Source organism: Pseudactinotalea sp. Z1739 (assembly GCF_049725055.1).
In the GTDB taxonomy this organism is placed as follows: Bacteria; Actinomycetota; Actinomycetes; order Actinomycetales; family Beutenbergiaceae; genus CALKWS01.
The window spans coordinates 17,710-32,691 of record NZ_JBMPQA010000002.1; the positions used below are offsets into that span (position 1 = coordinate 17,710).

The following is a 14,982-nucleotide window of genomic DNA, read 5'->3' on the forward strand; positions in this document are numbered from 1 at the left end:
GTCAGTTCTCCTTGAACGGGAAGCCGAGACGACGCAACAGCGAGTGTCCCTCGTCGTCGGTGTCGGCGGTGGTCACAACCGTGATGTCCATGCCGCGGACCCGGTCGATCTTGTCGGGGTCGATCTCCAGGAAGACCGACTGTTCGTTCAGCCCGAAGGTGTAGTTGCCGTGCCCGTCGAACTGCTTGGGCGGCAGCCCGCGGAAGTCGCGGATCCGGGGCAGGGCCAGCGTCAGCAGCCGATCCAGGAACTCCCACATCCGGTCACCGCGCAGCGTGACGCTGGCGCCGATGGCCTGGCCCTCGCGGAGCTTGAACTGGGCGATGGACTTGCGGGCCCGGTTCACACGAGGCTTCTGGCCGGTGATCTGGGTGAGGTCGCTGATCGCGCCCTCGATCACCTTGGAGTCGCGGGCCGCGTCCCCCACGCCCATGTTCACCACGATCTTGACCAGACCGGGCACCTGGTTGACGTTGCCGTAACCGAACTCGGTCTGCAGTTCGCCCAGGATCTCCTGGCGGTACTTGCTCTTCAACCGCGGCAGCACGGCTGCGCTCTGGGTGGCGGAGTCGGTACTGGTGCTCATGAGATGTCCTTACCGGAACGCTTGGCGACGCGGACCCGGGCGGTACGCGTGCGGCCGTCGCGCTCGACTTGCTCGCTGCGATAGCCGACCCGGGTGCCCTTCTTGGTCTCCGGGTCGACCAGCATCACGTTGCTGATGTGGATCGGCGCCTCGATGGTCTCGATACCACCGGCGGTCGAGCCGCCGCGGCCGGCCTCGGTGACCTTGGAGTGGCGCTTCACGCGCTGCACACCCTCGACCACCAGGCGTCCGGTCTCGGCCTGGACTTCCAGTACCCGGCCGGTCTGACCCTTGTCCCGTCCTGAGATGACGACGACGAGGTCGCCCTTCTTGATCTTTGCCATTGCTTACAGCACCTCCGGGGCGAGCGAGACGATGCGCATGAACCGCTTGTCCCGCAACTCACGGCCTACCGGGCCGAAGATTCGGGTTCCGCGCGGCTCGCCGTCGGCCCGCAGGATGACGGCGGCGTTCTCGTCGAAGCGGATGTAGGAACCGTCGTTGCGGCGGCGCTCCTTACGGGTGCGCACCACAACCGCTTTGACGACCTCGCCCTTCTTGACGTTCCCGCCGGGGATCGCGTCCTTCACGGTGGCGACGATGACGTCGCCGATGCCGGCGTAGCGACGCCCGGAACCACCGACCACCCGGATGCACAAGATCTCCTTGGCACCGGTGTTGTCGGCGACCTTGAGTCGCGACTCCTGCTGGATCATTCGTTCTACTCCTGTCGTCGTGCCGGTTCTCGACTACTCCTCGAGCCTGGCCGAACGGATTGGTGGACTTAGCGGGATCAATCCCTGGTGGTCACTTGGCCTTTTCGACGATGGACACGATCCGCCAGCGCTTGGTGGCGGACAGCGGGCGGGTCTCCATGATCCGGACCAGGTCACCGACGCCCGCCTCGTTCGCCTCGTCGTGGGCCTTGACGCGGGTGGAGCGGCGGATGACCTTGCCGTACAACGGGTGCTTGACCCGGTCCTCCACCTCGACCACCACGGTCTTGTCCATCTTGTCGCTGACCACGTAGCCACGACGGGTCTTGCGGTACCCGCGCGCGGTGGTTGCGTCCTCTGCCGGCGCCTGTGGCGTCGCGGTCTCTGTGACTTCGCTCATCGTCGCCTCTTCGTTCACTTCGCGTCAGCGGTCGGCGCGGTCCGGATACCCAGTTCGCGCTCCCGCAGGATCGTGTAGATGCGGGCGATGTCGCGCCGCACGGTCTTCAGCCGCCCGTGGTCCTCCAACTGCCCGGTGGCAGAGGAGAAGCGGAGGTTGAACAACTCCTGCTTGGCCTTCTTGAGCTCACCCAGCAGGATCTCGGAGTCCATGCCATCGAGCTGATCGGGCATCAGGTCCTTGGAACCGATCGCCATCAGACGTCACCACCCTCGCGGCTCAGGAACCGCGTCTTCATCGGGAGCTTGTGCTGCGCGCGGCGGAGCGCCTCGCGAGCAAGGTCCTCGTCAACACCGGCGAGCTCGAAGAGCACGCGTCCGGGCTTGACGTTTGCGACCCACCACTCCGGGGAACCCTTACCGGAACCCATGCGGGTCTCGGCAGGCTTCTTGGTCAGCGGCCGGTCGGGGAAGATGTTGATCCACACCTTTCCGCCACGCTTGATGTGCCGGGTCATGGCGATACGGGCGGCCTCGATCTGGCGGTTGGTCACGTACGCAGGCTCCAGGGCCTGGATGCCGTAATCACCGAAGGCGATCGAGGTGCCACCCTTGGCCACGCCGGAGCGCTTGGGGTGGTGCTGTTTACGGTGCTTGGTGCGCCGGGGGATGAGCATGGCTCAGGCCTCCGTCTCAGTGGCTGTCTCGGTGGCGGCCGGTGCCGCCTGGCCGGTGGCTGGAGCGCCCGCAGTCTCGCTGGGCTGCGATCCGGGCGCGGGCTGGGATGCCGGTGCGCCCTCACGAGGGCGGCGGCCACGGCCCCCGCGCTCGCCACGGTCACGGTCACGGCCGCGTCCACGCGCGGGCGCTGCCGAGGCCTGCGCGGCGGCGAACTCCTTCTCGGTCTGGTCGCCCTTGTAGATCCACACCTTCACGCCGATACGACCGAACGTGGTGCGGGCCTCGAAGAAGCCGAAGTCCACGAACGCGCGCAGCGTGTGCAGGGGCACCCGGCCCTCGCGGTAGAACTCGCTCCGGCTCATCTCGGCGCCACCGAGCCGACCGGAAACCTGCACCCGGATGCCCTTGGCGCCGGCCCGCTGAGCGGACTGCATGCCCTTGCGCATCGCACGACGGAAGGACACGCGCGAGGCGAGTTGCTCGGCGATACCCTGGGCCACGAGCTGGGCGTCGATCTCGGGGTTCTTGACCTCGAGGATGTTCAACTGCACCTGCTTGCCGGTGAGCTTCTCCAACTCACCGCGCAGGCGGTCGGCCTCGGCGCCACGGCGCCCGATCACGATGCCCGGGCGAGCGGTGTGCAGGTCCACCTGCACCCGGTCGCGGGTACGGACGATGTCGACCTTGGAGATCCCGGCGCGCTCCAGCCCGGAGGCCATCAGCTTGCGGATCTGGACATCCTCGTTCACGTAGTCGCGGTAGCGCTGGCCCTTGGTGGTGGAGTCAGCGAACCAGCGCGACCGGTGGTCGGTGGTGATGCCCAGGCGGAATCCGGTGGGGTGTACCTTCTGGCCCATCAGCGAGGCCCTCCCTTGATCTGACGCTCATCGGCCACGATCACGGTGATGTGGCTGGTGCGCTTGAGGATGCGGTTCGCTCGCCCCTGCGCGCGGGGGCGGAAGCGCTTGAGGGTCGGGCCCTCATCCACGTACGCCTGGGAGATGACCAGGTCGCCGGCGTTGAACGCCACCGACTGCTCATCCGCCTTGACGCGGGCGTTGGCGATCGCGCTCTCCACGATCTTGCGCACGTCCTGCGCCACTGCCTGCGGGGCAAAGCGAAGAACGTCGAGGGCCTCATCGGTCTGCTTGCCGCGGATGATGTCCACGACCCGCCGAGCCTTCTGGGGCGTGACGCGCACGTATCGCGCCTGCGCCTTGGCTTCCATCGTTAGTCCTGCTTTCTCAATCACAAGTGTTCGGTGTCCTCGGGCGCGCCTCTCAGCGACGCCGCGCCCTACGGTCGTCCTTGTCGTGCCCTCGGTAGGTACGGGTCGGGGCGAACTCGCCCAACTTGTGGCCGACCATCGACTCGGTGACGAACACCGGGACGTGCTTGCGACCGTCGTGCACCGCGAAGGTGTGGCCAAGGAAGTCGGGGGTGATGACCGACCGACGGGACCAGGTCTTGATGACGTTCTTCGTGTTGGCCTCGTTCTGTGCGTCCACCTTCTTCTGCAGGTGGTCGTCGACGAACGGGCCCTTCTTCAGACTACGAGGCATGATCGTGGCTCCCTATCAGCGCTTCTTGCCAGTGCGACGACGGCGCACGATCTGGCTGTCGCTCGGCTTGTTCGGACGGCGGGTTCGGCCCTCTTTCTGGCCCCAGGGACTGACCGGGTGGCGACCACCGGAGGTCTTGCCCTCACCACCACCGTGGGGGTGGTCCACTGGGTTCATCGCCACGCCGCGCACGGTGGGACGCTTCCCCTTCCACCGCATCCGACCGGCCTTGCCCCAACTGATGTTGGCCTGTTCGGCGTTGCCGACCTCACCAACGGTGGCGCGGCAGCGGGCGTCCACGTTGCGGATCTCCCCGGACGGCATCCGCAACTGGGCGTTGCCGCCCTCACGGGCCACCAACTGCACCGAGGAACCGGCCGAGCGGGCGATCTTGGCGCCTCCGCCGGGCTTGAGTTCGACCGCGTGGATCACGGTGCCGACCGGGATGTTCCGCAGCGGCAGGTTGTTGCCGGGCTTGATGTCCGAACCGGGACCGGACTCGACCATGTCGCCCTGCTTGAGCTTGACCGGCGCCACGATGTAGCGCTTGGCCCCGTCTGCGTAGTGCAGCAGCGCGATGCGTGCGGTCCGGTTCGGGTCGTACTCGATGTGTGCGACCTTCGCGGGCACGCCGTCCTTGTCGTTGCGACGGAAGTCGATCACGCGGTAGGCCCGCTTGTGACCGCCGCCGATGTGCCGGGCGGTGATCCGCCCGGAGGAGTTGCGCCCACCGCTCTTGCTCAGCGGTCGGACCAGCGACTTCTCCGGCGTGGTTCGGGTGACCTCGACGAAGTCGGCGACGGAGGAGCCGCGTCGGCCCGGTGTCGTCGGCTTGTACTTACGGATGGCCATGAAGTGTCTTCCTCAATCTCTTACTGGCTGCCGGCCTTCTCAGACCGCGCCGCCGAAGATGTCGATGGTGCCCTCGCGCAGCGTCACGATCGCGCGCTTGGTGTCCTTACGCTTACCCATCCCGAACCGGGTCCGGCGGGTCTTGCCCAGTCGGTTCGCGGTGTTGACGCTGTCGACCTTGACGTCGAAGATCTTCTCGATCGCGACCTTGATCTCGGTCTTGTTCGCACGCGGGTCGACGAGGAAGGTGTACTTGCCCTCATCGAGCAGGTTGTAACTCTTCTCCGAGACCACCGGGGCCAGGATCACGTCCCGGGGGTCCTTGTTCATGGTCGGCGTGCTCACTGGTCCTCCTCAGTGGTGTCCGTCGAGCCGGCGCCGGGGGCCCGGCCGGAGACGAAGGCCTCCAGTGCCTCGGTGGTGAAGACCACGTCATCGGAGACCAGGACGTCGTAGGTGTTGAGCTGATCGGGGTGGATCAGGTGCACAGTGGGTGCATTCCGCAGCGACTTCCAGGTCAGGTCGTCCCCGCGGGCCAGAACAACCAGCACGTGCCGGCTGGGGGCCACCTGGTTCAGCAGGCTCACCGCGGTGCTGGTTGCGGGCACATCGGTCTCGGCGAAGGCGCTCACCACGTGCACACGACCCCCGCGGGCCCGATCCGACAGGGCCCCGCGCAGGGCGGCGGCCTTCATCTTCTTCGGGGTGCGCTGGCTGTAGTCACGCGGCACCGGGCCGTGCACGATGCCACCACCGGTGAATTGCGGGGACCGGATCGAGCCCTGCCGGGCGCGGCCGGTTCCCTTCTGACGCCAGGGCTTACGACCACCGCCGCGCACGTCGGCGCGGGACTTGGTGGCGTGGGTGCCCTGGCGGGCTGCGGCCAGTTGGGCCACCACGACCTGGTGGATCAGCGGGACGTTGGCAGCCGCATCGAAGATGGCGGCGGGCAATTCGGCGGAGCCGGTTGCCTTGCCGGTGGCGTCCAGCACGTCCACCGTTCGGGAAGCAGTTTGGGTAGTCAAGGCGTTCACGCACCCTTCGCAGCGGTACGGACCATGACCAGGCCGCCCTTGGGGCCGGGAACCGCGCCGGTGATCAGCAGCAAGCCCTTGTCGGCATCCACGGCCTGGACGGTCAGGTTCTGTGTGGTCTGGCGCTCGTGGCCCATCCGCCCGGCCATACGCAGGCCCTTGAAGACCCGGCCCGGGGTGGCGGCGCCACCGATGGAGCCGGCCTTGCGGTGGTTGCGGTGCGCACCGTGGGAGGCCACCGCACCGGCGAAGCCGTGCCGCTTCATCACACCGGCCGTGCCCTTGCCCTTGGTGGTGCCCACGACGTCGACCAACTGGCCGGTCTCGAAGGTCTCCGCGGTCAGTTCCTGGCCGACGCTGTACTCAGCGGCGTCGGAGGTGCGGAACTCGGCGGCGTGGCGACGAGGAGTCAGGTCGGACTTCTCGGCACGCACGCGCAGCGGCTGGGTCACCTTGCGCGGGTCGATCTGGCCGTAGCCGATCTGAACCGCTGAGTACCCGTCCCGCTCCGGGGTGCGGACCTGGGTCACCACGTTGGTGTCCACCCGCACCACGGTGACCGGGTGCAGACGACCTTCGTCGTCCCACACCTGCGTCATGCCGAGTTTGGTGCCGAGCACCGCCTTGATGGGGCGCTCGGAAGCCTGGGGAAGTGAAGTCATGGGTGCGTCCTCAGAGCTTGATCTCGATGTTGACGTCCGCAGGCAGGTCCAGGCGCATTAGCGAGTCCACAGCCTTGGGCGTCGGGTCCACGATGTCGATCAACCGCTTGTGGGTCCGCATCTCGAACTGCTCGCGGCTGTCCTTGTACTTGTGCGGTGAACGGATGACAACGAACACGTTCTTCTCGGTTGGCAGCGGCACCGGGCCCACGACCGTCGCACCAGCGCGGGTCACCGTGTCGACGATTTTGCGCGCCGAACTGTCGATGACCTCGTGGTCGTAGGACTTGAGCCGGATGCGGATCTTCTGTCCCGCCATGCGTCGTCTGACTCTCTCTCTCGTACCGCTTGACCGACCCCCGCGCTCGGGCGTGTCGCTCTCGCAACACTCCACACCGGCAGGCACCATAAAGGTGATGGTCGGAGATGACTGGTGAAGTTCGTCCGCCTACCGGAGGGCAGTCGGCCGATCTTCTGGTTGGTTACTCGTCGGTTCCGGACCCGAACGCACCGACTCACATCAGATGCACACCGAATCAATCACCCGCGACGAGGCAACTTGATTAGTTTGCCACAGCACGGTGGAGAACCCAAGCCGCAGATCGGATTGACCGCCGTGGGATAGGCCACACCTGACCCAGACCAGGCCGAGGTTCGTCAGATACCGGTGATCCGACACCCCTCGTCCAGGCCCAGGATCTCCAGGCGAACACTGAAGTTGCGCACCTGCACACTCACGTAGGCCCGGGCACTGATCTCGCTGACCTTCCTGGGGCCGTCGGCGATATCGCCCAGAACCCCCCGCGCGAAGCCGGACCTGCCGTGGATCAGCACACCCTGCCCCTTACGGAAGGTGCCGTTCTCCACCCAGCCGGTGAAGACAACCGGCTGACCGGCCACCTGGAAGGCGCCGACCAGACGCAGCACCCCGGTGTCCCGTCCCGGTGCGGGCGGCTCGTCATCCCAGAGCGCCTCCGCCTCTGCGGCCGTGGGGCTGACCTGCTTGCCGGTGGTGAACCATGACATGGGAGCGATCCTAGTGCTCACAGCACCCGCGCCAACCTGCTTGCCGACGACGCCGTGGCAGGCACGGGACGGGCATGAGTCAGGGCCCGCCAGCCGAGGCTGACGGGCCCTGTGGGACTCACTGTGCCAGGCGGAGCGCCCAGCGCTGGATCACTTGGTGATCTTGGTGACCCGGCCGGAGCCGACGGTGCGCCCGCCCTCGCGGATGGCGAAGCCGAGGCCCTCTTCCATCGCGATCGGCTGGATCAGTTCCACGGACATCTCGGTGTTGTCACCGGGCATCACCATGTCGGTGCCCTCGGGCAGGGTGATCACGCCGGTCACGTCGGTGGTGCGGAAGTAGAACTGCGGACGGTAGTTGGAGTAGAACGGGTTGTGCCGTCCACCCTCGTCCTTGGCCAGGATGTAGACCTGGGCCTCGAAGTCGGTGTGCGGGGTGATCGAACCCGGCTTGGCGATGACCTGCCCACGCTCGACGTCCTCACGCTTGGTGCCGCGCAGCAGCAGACCCACGTTCTCGCCGGCCTCGGCGTAGTCCATGAACTTCCGGAACATCTCCACACCGGTGACGGTGGTCTTCTGCGGTGCCCGGATGCCGAGAATCTCGATCTCGTCGTTCACGTTCAGGGTCCCGCGCTCCACCCGGCCGGTCACCACGGTGCCGCGGCCGGTGATGGTGAAGACGTCCTCGACGGGCATTAGGAACGGCTTGTCGGTGTCACGCACCGGGTCCGGCACGGACTCGTCCACCGCCTCCATCAGTTCCTCGATGGACTTGACCCACTTCTCGTCACCCTCCAGGGCCTTCAGGCCGGAGACCTTGATGACGGGCACGTTGTCGCCGTCGAAGTCCTGGCTGGAGAGCAGTTCACGGACCTCCATCTCGACGAGTTCGAGGATCTCCTCGTCGTCGACCATGTCGGCCTTGTTCAGGGCGACCAGCAGGTAGGGCACGCCCACCTGACGGGCGAGCAGCACGTGCTCACGGGTCTGGGCCATCGGGCCGTCGGTCGCGGCGACCACCAGGATCGCGCCGTCCATCTGGGCGGCACCGGTGATCATGTTCTTGATGTAGTCAGCGTGACCGGGGGCATCGACGTGCGCGTAGTGGCGCTTCTCGGTCTGGTACTCCACGTGGGAGACGTTGATGGTGATCCCACGCTGACGCTCCTCCGGAGCGTTGTCGACCTGATCGTACGACTGGAACTCGTTCAGGTCGGGGTACTTGTCGGCCAGCACCTTGGAGATGGCAGCCGTCAGGGTGGTCTTGCCGTGGTCAACGTGACCGATGGTGCCGATGTTGACGTGCGGCTTGGTCCGCTCGAACTTGGCCTTCGCCACTGTGGTTCCTCCTGGAACTCGGGTAGTTGTACGCAGCTTGCGGATCGAGGTTCTCGATCTTTCCGGCTTCGCAGATCCTACGGGTCGGTTTGGGTTGTTGTGTTACAGGTCGACCAGTGGGACTACTCGCCCCGGGTCTTTGCCACGATCTCCTCGGCAACACTCCGAGGAACTTCGGCGTAGTTGGAGAACTGCATCGCGTACACCGCGCGACCCTGGGTCTTCGACCTCAGGTCACCGATGTATCCGAACATCTCCGACAACGGCACCAAGGCTCGAACAACCTTGACGCCACTCGCGTCCTCCATTGACTGGATCTGGCCGCGACGGGAGTTCAGGTCGCCGATCACTTCACCCATGTACTCCTCGGGTGTGCGTACCTCGACATCCATCACTGGCTCCAACAGCACCGGGCTGGCCAGCCTGACGCCTTCCTTGAAGACCATGGAACCAGCGATCTTGAACGCCATCTCCGAAGAGTCGACGTCGTGGAACTGACCATCCAGGAGGGTCGCCTTCACGCCCACCATCGGGTAGCCGGCCACGACACCGACCTGCATGGCGTCCTGGATACCGGCGTCGACGCTGGGGATGTACTCCCGCGGGATGCGACCACCGGTGACCTTGTTCTCGAACTCGTAAATCTCACCGGACTCGGTGTCCAGCGGCGCGAAGGTGACCTGCACCTTCGCGAACTGGCCGGAGCCACCGGTCTGCTTCTTGTGGGTGTAGTCGACCTTCTCCACGGTCTTGCGGATGGTCTCGCGGTAGGCGACCTGGGGCTTACCCACGTTCGCCTCGACCTTGAACTCCCGCCGCATCCGGTCCACCAGGATGTCCAGGTGCAACTCGCCCATTCCGGCGATCACGGTCTGGCCGGTCTCCTCATCCAGGCGCACCTGGAAGGTGGGGTCTTCCTCGGCGAGCTTCTGGATCGCCTCGGAGAGTTTCTCCTGGTCGCTCTTGGTCTTGGGCTCGATGGCCACCGAGATCACCGGCTCGGGGAAGGTCATCGACTCCAGCACCACCTGTGAGTCCATCGCCGAGAGGGTGTCGCCGGTGGTGGTGTCCTTCAGGCCGATGACGGCGTAGATGTGTCCGGCCGAGACCGAGTCCACCGGGTTCTCCTTGTTGGAGTGCATCTGGAAGAGCTTGCCCAGCCGCTCCCGCTTGCCCTTGGTGGAGTTCATCACCGGCTGGCCCGAGGCGATCGTGCCCGAGTACACCCGGATGTAGGTCAGCTTGCCGAAGAAGGGGTGCGAGGCAACCTTGAACGCCAGCGCCGAGAACGGCTCGGTGGCGTCGGCGTGGCGCTCGATGACCTTGTCGGGGTCCCCGGCGGCGTGCCCCTCGATGGCGGGCACGTCCAGGGGCGAGGGAAGGTAGTCCACGACCGCGTCCAGCATCGGCTGCACGCCCTTGTTCTTGAACGCAGAGCCGCACAGCACCGGGTAGGCCTCGCCGGCCAGGGTGAGCCTGCGGATACCTGCCTTGATCTCGGCCACGGTGAGCTCTTCGCCGTTGAGGTACTTCTCGAGGAGTTCCTCATCGGACTCGGCCACCGCCTCGATCAGTTCACTGCGGTACTTCTCGACCTTGTCGGCCAGGTGCGCCGGGATATCCTCGACCTCGTAGGCCTCACCCAGGGAGGTCTCCCCGCGCCAGGTCAGCGCGCGCTCCTTCACCAGGTCCACGACGCCCTCGAAGTCGCTCTCGGCACCGATCGGCAACTGGATGACCAGCGGCTTGGCCTTGAGGCGGTCAACGATCGTCTGCACGGTGTAGTAGAAGTCCGCACCGAGCTTGTCCATCTTGTTGACGAAGCAGATGCGCGGCACGTCGTACTTGTCCGCCTGACGCCACACCGTCTCCGACTGGGGCTCCACGCCCTCCTTACCGTCGAAGACCGTCACCGCGCCGTCGAGCACCCGCAGGGAGCGCTCCACCTCAACGGTGAAGTCCACGTGCCCGGGGGTGTCGATGATGTTGATCTGGGTGCCGTCCCAGAAGCTGGTCACCGCGGCCGAGGTGATCGTGATGCCGCGTTCCTTCTCCTGGTCCATCCAGTCGGTGGTGGACGCACCATCGTGCGTCTCACCCATCTTGTAGTTCACCCCGGTGTAGAACAGGATGCGCTCGGTGGTGGTGGTCTTACCGGCATCGATGTGGGCCATGATGCCGATGTTGCGGACCTTCTTCAGGTCGGTCAGCACGTCGAGTGCCACGTTTGCTCTCTTCTTAGTCGTCTGAGCTCAGGTCAATCATCGGTGCCGGCGGACCGGCCCCGGAAGTGGCGTCTACCAGCGGTAGTGGGCGAACGCCTTGTTGGACTCGGCCATGCGGTGGGTGTCCTCACGGCGCTTCACCGCGGCACCCAGTCCGTTGGAGGCATCCAGGATCTCGTTCATCAGACGCTCGGTCATGGTCTTCTCCCGGCGCGCCCGGGCGTAGTCGACCAGCCAGCGCAGCGCCAGGTTGGTCTGGCGGCTCGCGCGGACCTCGACCGGCACCTGGTAGGTCGCACCACCCACGCGGCGCGAACGCACCTCCAGGGTGGGGCGCACGTTCTCCAGTGCCCGCTTGAGCACCACGGTCGGCTCGGTCTGGGTCTTGTCCCGGACGCCGTCGAGCGCCCCGTAGACGATCTGCTGGGCGGTGTACTTCTTACCGTCCACCAGGACCCGGTTGACCAACTGGGTCACGGTCGGGGAGTCATAGACCGGGTCGGCGACGACCGGCCGCTTCGGCGCTGGGCCCTTACGAGGCATTACTTCTTCTCCTTCTTGGCGCCGTACTGGCTACGAGCCTGCTGACGGCCGCGCACACCCTGGGTGTCCAGCGCACCGCGCACGATCTTGTAGCGCACACCCGGCAGGTCACGCACACGACCGCCACGGACCAGCACGATGGAGTGCTCCTGCAGGTTGTGACCCACGCCCGGGATGTAGGCGGTGACCTCGATACCGCTGGAGAGCTTCACACGCGCGACCTTACGCAGCGCGGAGTTCGGCTTCTTCGGGGTGGTGGTGTACACACGCGTGCACACGCCACGTCGCTGCGGGCTTCCCTTCAGGGCCGGCGTCTTGCCGTGACCGGTCCTGGTGCTGCGGCCCTTGCGGACCAACTGCTGGATGGTGGGCACTTAATCTCCGTCTCGAAAATTCGGTTGCTTCGTGGGGGGTGATCTGCCGATCGTTGCCGGCGGTTCCGGCATTCCACCCCGTTGGACCCCCGCGCTCGGGTGTGTCGAGCCCCGGCACCACAGCGCCACCGTGAGAACGATCCCGGTGGGTGTCGGCAGGTGCGACATACCTGGCGGCCGACTCGGTGGATGAATGGCTCATCCACACATGCCTGCGCACGCACGCAAAGGCCCGACGAAGCGGGCACTGGCGACAAGAGTACTCCCCGCGCCCGGCATGGTCAAAGGCGTCATCGTGCCTGCGGGCTGTGGTCTTGACCACTTCCCGCCCTGTGGCGCGCCGGTGAACGACCTCGACGCCCGGGCGACGGGAACCGTACCCGGTCGTTCGCCACGGTCGTTCGGCGGCGACAGACAACACCTTAGTGGCTCCACCGCTGCGGTGCGGCGCAACGCGCCGCACCGCATGCCCCAACCCCTCCGCCGGCGACGACCCGGCGGGCTATCGTGCTCTGGACGGGTTCGCAGCGGGCGCACCCACCGAGGTGAGGATCACCATGGCGCGACCGAGCGGGCCGGCTCCCGACGGCGCCGGCGCCCCTGGACCGGGCGTGCGTGCCACCTCCCCGGCCCGCTACGCCGTCGGGATGTTCGGCACCTCCATCCCGATCAACATGTTCAACACCCTGGGTACCTACTTCTACGTGGTGGCCCTGGGCATGGACGGCAGGGCCTTCGCTGCGGCCATGGGCGTCTACGCCGCCATCGACGCCCTGGACAACCCGGTGTACGGCTTCCTGTCGGACCGGACCCGCACCCGCTTCGGACGCCGCAAGCCGTGGATCGTCCTGGCCACTCCGGCCCTGGCGATCGGATTGATCTGCTTCTTCTGGCCCCCCGATGCCCTCACCGGCACTGCTCTGGTGGTCTGGTTCGCCGTCTTCACCATCATCACCGGCACCACCGACTCGATGATCAACGCCAACTACGGCGCGCTGCTGCCCGAACTGTTCCGGAACGAGAAGCGCCGTGCGCTGGCGAACGGGATGCGCCAGGGCTTCCAGTTGCTCGCGATGATCATCTCGGTGGCCGCCTCCCCGATGCTGGTCGACGCTTTCGGCTACGTGAGCGTGGCGGTGGTGTTCGGGGTCGTGGCCGCCGTGGTGATCACCTTCTCCGCACTCGGTGCCCGGGAGGACCCGGCCGCACTGGGCACCGACCGCCCCAGGATCGTCGCCTCCATCAAGGCGATGGCGAGCAACGGCAAGTTCTGGCTGATCGCGCTCACCTCGGGGGCCTACTCCTCCGGGATGGCACTGGTGCTGGCCGCGGTGTCCTTCTTCGTCACCTTCACCCTGGACCTGGATCTGGCCTACGCCACCTATCTGCTCGCTGCGGTGATCGGCTCCTCGGTGCTGTGCCTGGCGCTCTGGACGCTGCTGGTGCGGCGCTTCGGACCCGAACTCGTCTGGCGGATCGCGCTGCTCACGCTGGCGCTGGCGCTGCTGAACCTGTCCCGGGCCGAATCCCTGGCCACGGCGATCGCCTACGGGCTGGGCGTCGGGCTGGGCTACTCCGGGGTGATGGCCACGATGGACCTGATCGTGGCCCGGCTGCTGGATGAGGACACCGCCCGCACCGGGCAGCGCCGCGAAGGGATGTTCCTGGCCGCGTTCGGGTTCTTCAACCGGCTCAATGCCGCCTTCATCGGCTTGGCGTTCCTGCTGGTGGAGGCTCGGTACGGGTTCATCAGCGGGGATGTCCCCGGCGAGCGGCCCGGCGACGCGGCCCGTTTCCTGATCTCCTACATGCCGGCCCTAGCGGTGTCGGCGGCCGTGGTGCTGTCGGTGTTCGTCCGGTTCCAACGCCCCGCAATCTCCGAGGTAGCGCTGGTGCCCGGACCGGAGCAGGCCGGCGCGCGCCCGTCGGAGCAGGCCGTCGAGGAGCCGGCCACTCCCCGTACCGGAACGGACCCGAGCAGCCGATGACGGCCCGCTCCGTGACCATCACCGCCGACGACTTCGGCCTCGACCCCGCCATCAACGCCGCGATCATCGAACTGGGCGTCTCCGGTCGGCTGCACGCCGCCTCGGTGCTGGTGGAGGCACCCCATGCCGCGGCGGCCCTCGAAGCCCAGGTGCCGATCGCCGTCGGTCTTCACGTGGCCCTGGCGCCGGCCATGCTTGCCGGGGCCACCGGCGAGCAGATCCACGCCGAGATCGAGCGCCAGTGGGACCGGATGGTCCGCCACGGCCGCACACCGTCGCACCTGGACCTGCACACGGCCGCGTTGTACGGGGTGGGCGCGGAGGCGTTGCGTCCGGGCGGGGTACTCGTCGAGGCGCTGGCGGTGGCGGCCGCGCACCGGGTGCCGCTGCGGCTGCCCCGCGTGCTGCCCCCGGGGTTCGCCGACGGCACCGAGGGACACGCGGCGCTCCTGGCAGCGGCGGACGAGGCCGGGGTCGTCCTGCCCGAGGCGATCTGCACCGACTTCCGGCCGGGGCAGGAGATTTCCGGCTACGGCGACCTGCGCGCCCACTACCGGGCCCTGATGGCCCAGTTGCCGGCCGGCCGCAGCGAGGTCTTCCTGCACCCTGCTGTCCCTTCCGGGACCGAGTCCGACGACGACGGGACTCACCCGGGCAGCCGAGCCGGCGACGACGGGGCCCGCCCCGGCGGCCGGGCCCCCGACGGCGGAACCCGCCCCGGCGGTCGGGCGCACCGCAGCGGGTCCCACCCGGGCGGGCGCACTCCGGTCGGGACGTCTCGTTCGGGCGAGCATGGCCGCGACGGCGCGACTCACCCCGGTTCCGGCGCTGCGGACTCACGCAAACGCGTCTGGGAGTATCAGTTGCTGGTCTCCGGCGACCTGCACCACGACCTGGCGGCGGCGAACATCCGGACCTGAGGAGCCGCTACCGGCGGCGAACAACGAACGGCCCGGCACCTGTGTCGGTGCCGGGCCGTTCAGTGTCGAGCAG

21 protein-coding genes are annotated in these 14,982 nt (G+C 67.1%); 2 read left to right on the forward strand and 19 right to left on the reverse strand.

Annotated elements, in window-relative coordinates; genetic code table 11:
* Position 1: 1 nt before the first annotated feature.
* The 19 genes from rplE to rpsL all read right to left on the reverse strand — a co-directional run bounded on the left by rplE (position 2) and on the right by rpsL (position 12,001).
* On the reverse strand, positions 2 to 586 hold the full coding sequence (rplE, locus tag ACO0LV_RS02510; RefSeq protein ID WP_424786294.1) for a 50S ribosomal protein L5: 585 nt from the start codon (positions 584 to 586) through the stop codon (positions 2 to 4).
* The gene (gene rplX, locus ACO0LV_RS02515; RefSeq protein WP_424786295.1) at positions 583 to 930 is read right to left on the reverse strand and encodes a 50S ribosomal protein L24; all 348 of its coding nucleotides are present in this window, start codon (positions 928 to 930) and stop codon (positions 583 to 585) included. The genes rplE and rplX overlap by 4 nt, the downstream gene beginning before the upstream one ends.
* A gap of 3 nt (positions 931 to 933) precedes the next feature.
* On the reverse strand, positions 934 to 1,302 hold the full coding sequence (gene rplN, locus ACO0LV_RS02520) for a 50S ribosomal protein L14 (protein WP_424786296.1): 369 nt from the start codon (positions 1,300 to 1,302) through the stop codon (positions 934 to 936).
* A 91-nt stretch (positions 1,303 to 1,393) separates the two neighbouring features.
* On the reverse strand, positions 1,394 to 1,702 hold the full coding sequence (gene rpsQ / locus ACO0LV_RS02525) for a 30S ribosomal protein S17 (RefSeq protein ID WP_424786297.1): 309 nt from the start codon (positions 1,700 to 1,702) through the stop codon (positions 1,394 to 1,396).
* A 14-nt stretch (positions 1,703 to 1,716) separates the two neighbouring features.
* The gene (gene rpmC, locus ACO0LV_RS02530; RefSeq protein WP_424786298.1) at positions 1,717 to 1,959 is read right to left on the reverse strand and encodes a 50S ribosomal protein L29; all 243 of its coding nucleotides are present in this window, start codon (positions 1,957 to 1,959) and stop codon (positions 1,717 to 1,719) included.
* Complete coding sequence (rplP, locus tag ACO0LV_RS02535) at positions 1,959 to 2,378, reverse strand: 50S ribosomal protein L16 (RefSeq protein WP_424786299.1); 420 nt, start codon at positions 2,376 to 2,378, stop codon at positions 1,959 to 1,961. Before rplP ends, rpmC begins: the two co-directional genes overlap by 1 nt.
* 3 nt (positions 2,379 to 2,381) lie before the next feature.
* On the reverse strand, positions 2,382 to 3,239 hold the full coding sequence (gene rpsC / locus ACO0LV_RS02540; protein ID WP_424786300.1) for a 30S ribosomal protein S3: 858 nt from the start codon (positions 3,237 to 3,239) through the stop codon (positions 2,382 to 2,384).
* A complete protein-coding gene (gene rplV / locus ACO0LV_RS02545; RefSeq protein WP_424786301.1) occupies positions 3,239 to 3,610 on the reverse strand; it encodes a 50S ribosomal protein L22 in 372 nt (123 codons plus the stop codon). The genes rpsC and rplV overlap by 1 nt, the downstream gene beginning before the upstream one ends.
* 52 nt (positions 3,611 to 3,662) lie before the next feature.
* Positions 3,663 to 3,944 (reverse strand): 30S ribosomal protein S19, encoded by a 282-nt coding sequence (gene rpsS, locus ACO0LV_RS02550; RefSeq protein WP_424786302.1) that lies wholly within the window; start codon positions 3,942 to 3,944, stop codon positions 3,663 to 3,665.
* 15 nt (positions 3,945 to 3,959) lie between these two features.
* Positions 3,960 to 4,796, reverse strand: coding sequence for a 50S ribosomal protein L2 (gene rplB, locus ACO0LV_RS02555; protein WP_424786303.1), 837 nt, complete (start codon positions 4,794 to 4,796; stop codon positions 3,960 to 3,962).
* Positions 4,797 to 4,835: 39 nt separating this feature from the next.
* Positions 4,836 to 5,126: a 50S ribosomal protein L23 gene (gene rplW / locus ACO0LV_RS02560; RefSeq protein WP_424786650.1), complete on the reverse strand. Its 291-nt coding sequence runs from the start codon at positions 5,124 to 5,126 to the stop codon at positions 4,836 to 4,838.
* A gap of 11 nt (positions 5,127 to 5,137) precedes the next feature.
* Positions 5,138 to 5,821, reverse strand: coding sequence for a 50S ribosomal protein L4 (gene rplD / locus ACO0LV_RS02565; RefSeq protein WP_424786304.1), 684 nt, complete (start codon positions 5,819 to 5,821; stop codon positions 5,138 to 5,140).
* Positions 5,822 to 5,826: 5 nt separating this feature from the next.
* Positions 5,827 to 6,492, reverse strand: coding sequence for a 50S ribosomal protein L3 (gene rplC / locus ACO0LV_RS02570; protein ID WP_424786305.1), 666 nt, complete (start codon positions 6,490 to 6,492; stop codon positions 5,827 to 5,829).
* A 10-nt stretch (positions 6,493 to 6,502) separates the two neighbouring features.
* The gene (rpsJ, locus tag ACO0LV_RS02575; RefSeq protein ID WP_424786306.1) at positions 6,503 to 6,811 is read right to left on the reverse strand and encodes a 30S ribosomal protein S10; all 309 of its coding nucleotides are present in this window, start codon (positions 6,809 to 6,811) and stop codon (positions 6,503 to 6,505) included.
* A 338-nt stretch (positions 6,812 to 7,149) separates the two neighbouring features.
* On the reverse strand, positions 7,150 to 7,518 hold the full coding sequence (locus ACO0LV_RS02580) for a hypothetical protein (protein WP_424786307.1): 369 nt from the start codon (positions 7,516 to 7,518) through the stop codon (positions 7,150 to 7,152).
* A gap of 150 nt (positions 7,519 to 7,668) precedes the next feature.
* Positions 7,669 to 8,859 (reverse strand): elongation factor Tu, encoded by a 1,191-nt coding sequence (tuf, locus tag ACO0LV_RS02585; protein WP_424786308.1) that lies wholly within the window; start codon positions 8,857 to 8,859, stop codon positions 7,669 to 7,671.
* Positions 8,860 to 8,981: 122 nt separating this feature from the next.
* The gene (gene fusA / locus ACO0LV_RS02590; RefSeq protein ID WP_424786309.1) at positions 8,982 to 11,084 is read right to left on the reverse strand and encodes an elongation factor G; all 2,103 of its coding nucleotides are present in this window, start codon (positions 11,082 to 11,084) and stop codon (positions 8,982 to 8,984) included.
* A 72-nt stretch (positions 11,085 to 11,156) separates the two neighbouring features.
* Positions 11,157 to 11,627 carry a 30S ribosomal protein S7 gene (rpsG, locus tag ACO0LV_RS02595; RefSeq protein ID WP_424786310.1) on the reverse strand — a complete coding sequence of 157 codons (471 nt, stop codon included), beginning with the start codon at positions 11,625 to 11,627 and terminating at the stop codon, positions 11,157 to 11,159.
* Positions 11,627 to 12,001 carry a 30S ribosomal protein S12 gene (gene rpsL, locus ACO0LV_RS02600; protein WP_424786311.1) on the reverse strand — a complete coding sequence of 125 codons (375 nt, stop codon included), beginning with the start codon at positions 11,999 to 12,001 and terminating at the stop codon, positions 11,627 to 11,629. Before rpsL ends, rpsG begins: the two co-directional genes overlap by 1 nt.
* A gap of 557 nt (positions 12,002 to 12,558) precedes the next feature.
* Here rpsL and ACO0LV_RS02605 point away from each other — a divergent pair.
* Together ACO0LV_RS02605 and ACO0LV_RS02610 are read left to right on the forward strand one after the other, a co-directional pair.
* Positions 12,559 to 13,989: an MFS transporter gene (locus tag ACO0LV_RS02605; RefSeq protein ID WP_424786312.1), complete on the forward strand. Its 1,431-nt coding sequence runs from the start codon at positions 12,559 to 12,561 to the stop codon at positions 13,987 to 13,989.
* Positions 13,986 to 14,909, forward strand: coding sequence for a ChbG/HpnK family deacetylase (locus ACO0LV_RS02610; RefSeq protein WP_424786313.1), 924 nt, complete (start codon positions 13,986 to 13,988; stop codon positions 14,907 to 14,909). Before ACO0LV_RS02605 ends, ACO0LV_RS02610 begins: the two co-directional genes overlap by 4 nt.
* Positions 14,910 to 14,982 lie beyond the last annotated feature (73 nt).

Coding starts and splice junctions, on each gene's coding strand:
- rplE (WP_424786294.1), bottom strand. CDS start 586: ATGAGCACCAGTACCGACTCCGCCACCCAGAGCGCAGCCGTGCTGCCG.
- rplX (WP_424786295.1), bottom strand. CDS start 930: ATGGCAAAGATCAAGAAGGGCGACCTCGTCGTCGTCATCTCAGGACGG.
- rplN (WP_424786296.1), bottom strand. CDS start 1,302: ATGATCCAGCAGGAGTCGCGACTCAAGGTCGCCGACAACACCGGTGCC.
- rpsQ (WP_424786297.1), bottom strand. CDS start 1,702: ATGAGCGAAGTCACAGAGACCGCGACGCCACAGGCGCCGGCAGAGGAC.
- rpmC (WP_424786298.1), bottom strand. CDS start 1,959: ATGGCGATCGGTTCCAAGGACCTGATGCCCGATCAGCTCGATGGCATG.
- rplP (WP_424786299.1), bottom strand. CDS start 2,378: ATGCTCATCCCCCGGCGCACCAAGCACCGTAAACAGCACCACCCCAAG.
- rpsC (WP_424786300.1), bottom strand. CDS start 3,239: ATGGGCCAGAAGGTACACCCCACCGGATTCCGCCTGGGCATCACCACC.
- rplV (WP_424786301.1), bottom strand. CDS start 3,610: ATGGAAGCCAAGGCGCAGGCGCGATACGTGCGCGTCACGCCCCAGAAG.
- rpsS (WP_424786302.1), bottom strand. CDS start 3,944: ATGCCTCGTAGTCTGAAGAAGGGCCCGTTCGTCGACGACCACCTGCAG.
- rplB (WP_424786303.1), bottom strand. CDS start 4,796: ATGGCCATCCGTAAGTACAAGCCGACGACACCGGGCCGACGCGGCTCC.
- rplW (WP_424786650.1), bottom strand. CDS start 5,126: ATGAACAAGGACCCCCGGGACGTGATCCTGGCCCCGGTGGTCTCGGAG.
- rplC (WP_424786305.1), bottom strand. CDS start 6,492: ATGACTTCACTTCCCCAGGCTTCCGAGCGCCCCATCAAGGCGGTGCTC.
- rpsJ (WP_424786306.1), bottom strand. CDS start 6,811: ATGGCGGGACAGAAGATCCGCATCCGGCTCAAGTCCTACGACCACGAG.
- ACO0LV_RS02580 (WP_424786307.1), bottom strand. CDS start 7,518: ATGTCATGGTTCACCACCGGCAAGCAGGTCAGCCCCACGGCCGCAGAG.
- rpsG (WP_424786310.1), bottom strand. CDS start 11,627: ATGCCTCGTAAGGGCCCAGCGCCGAAGCGGCCGGTCGTCGCCGACCCG.
- ACO0LV_RS02605 (WP_424786312.1), top strand. CDS start 12,559: ATGGCGCGACCGAGCGGGCCGGCTCCCGACGGCGCCGGCGCCCCTGGA.
- ACO0LV_RS02610 (WP_424786313.1), top strand. CDS start 13,986: ATGACGGCCCGCTCCGTGACCATCACCGCCGACGACTTCGGCCTCGAC.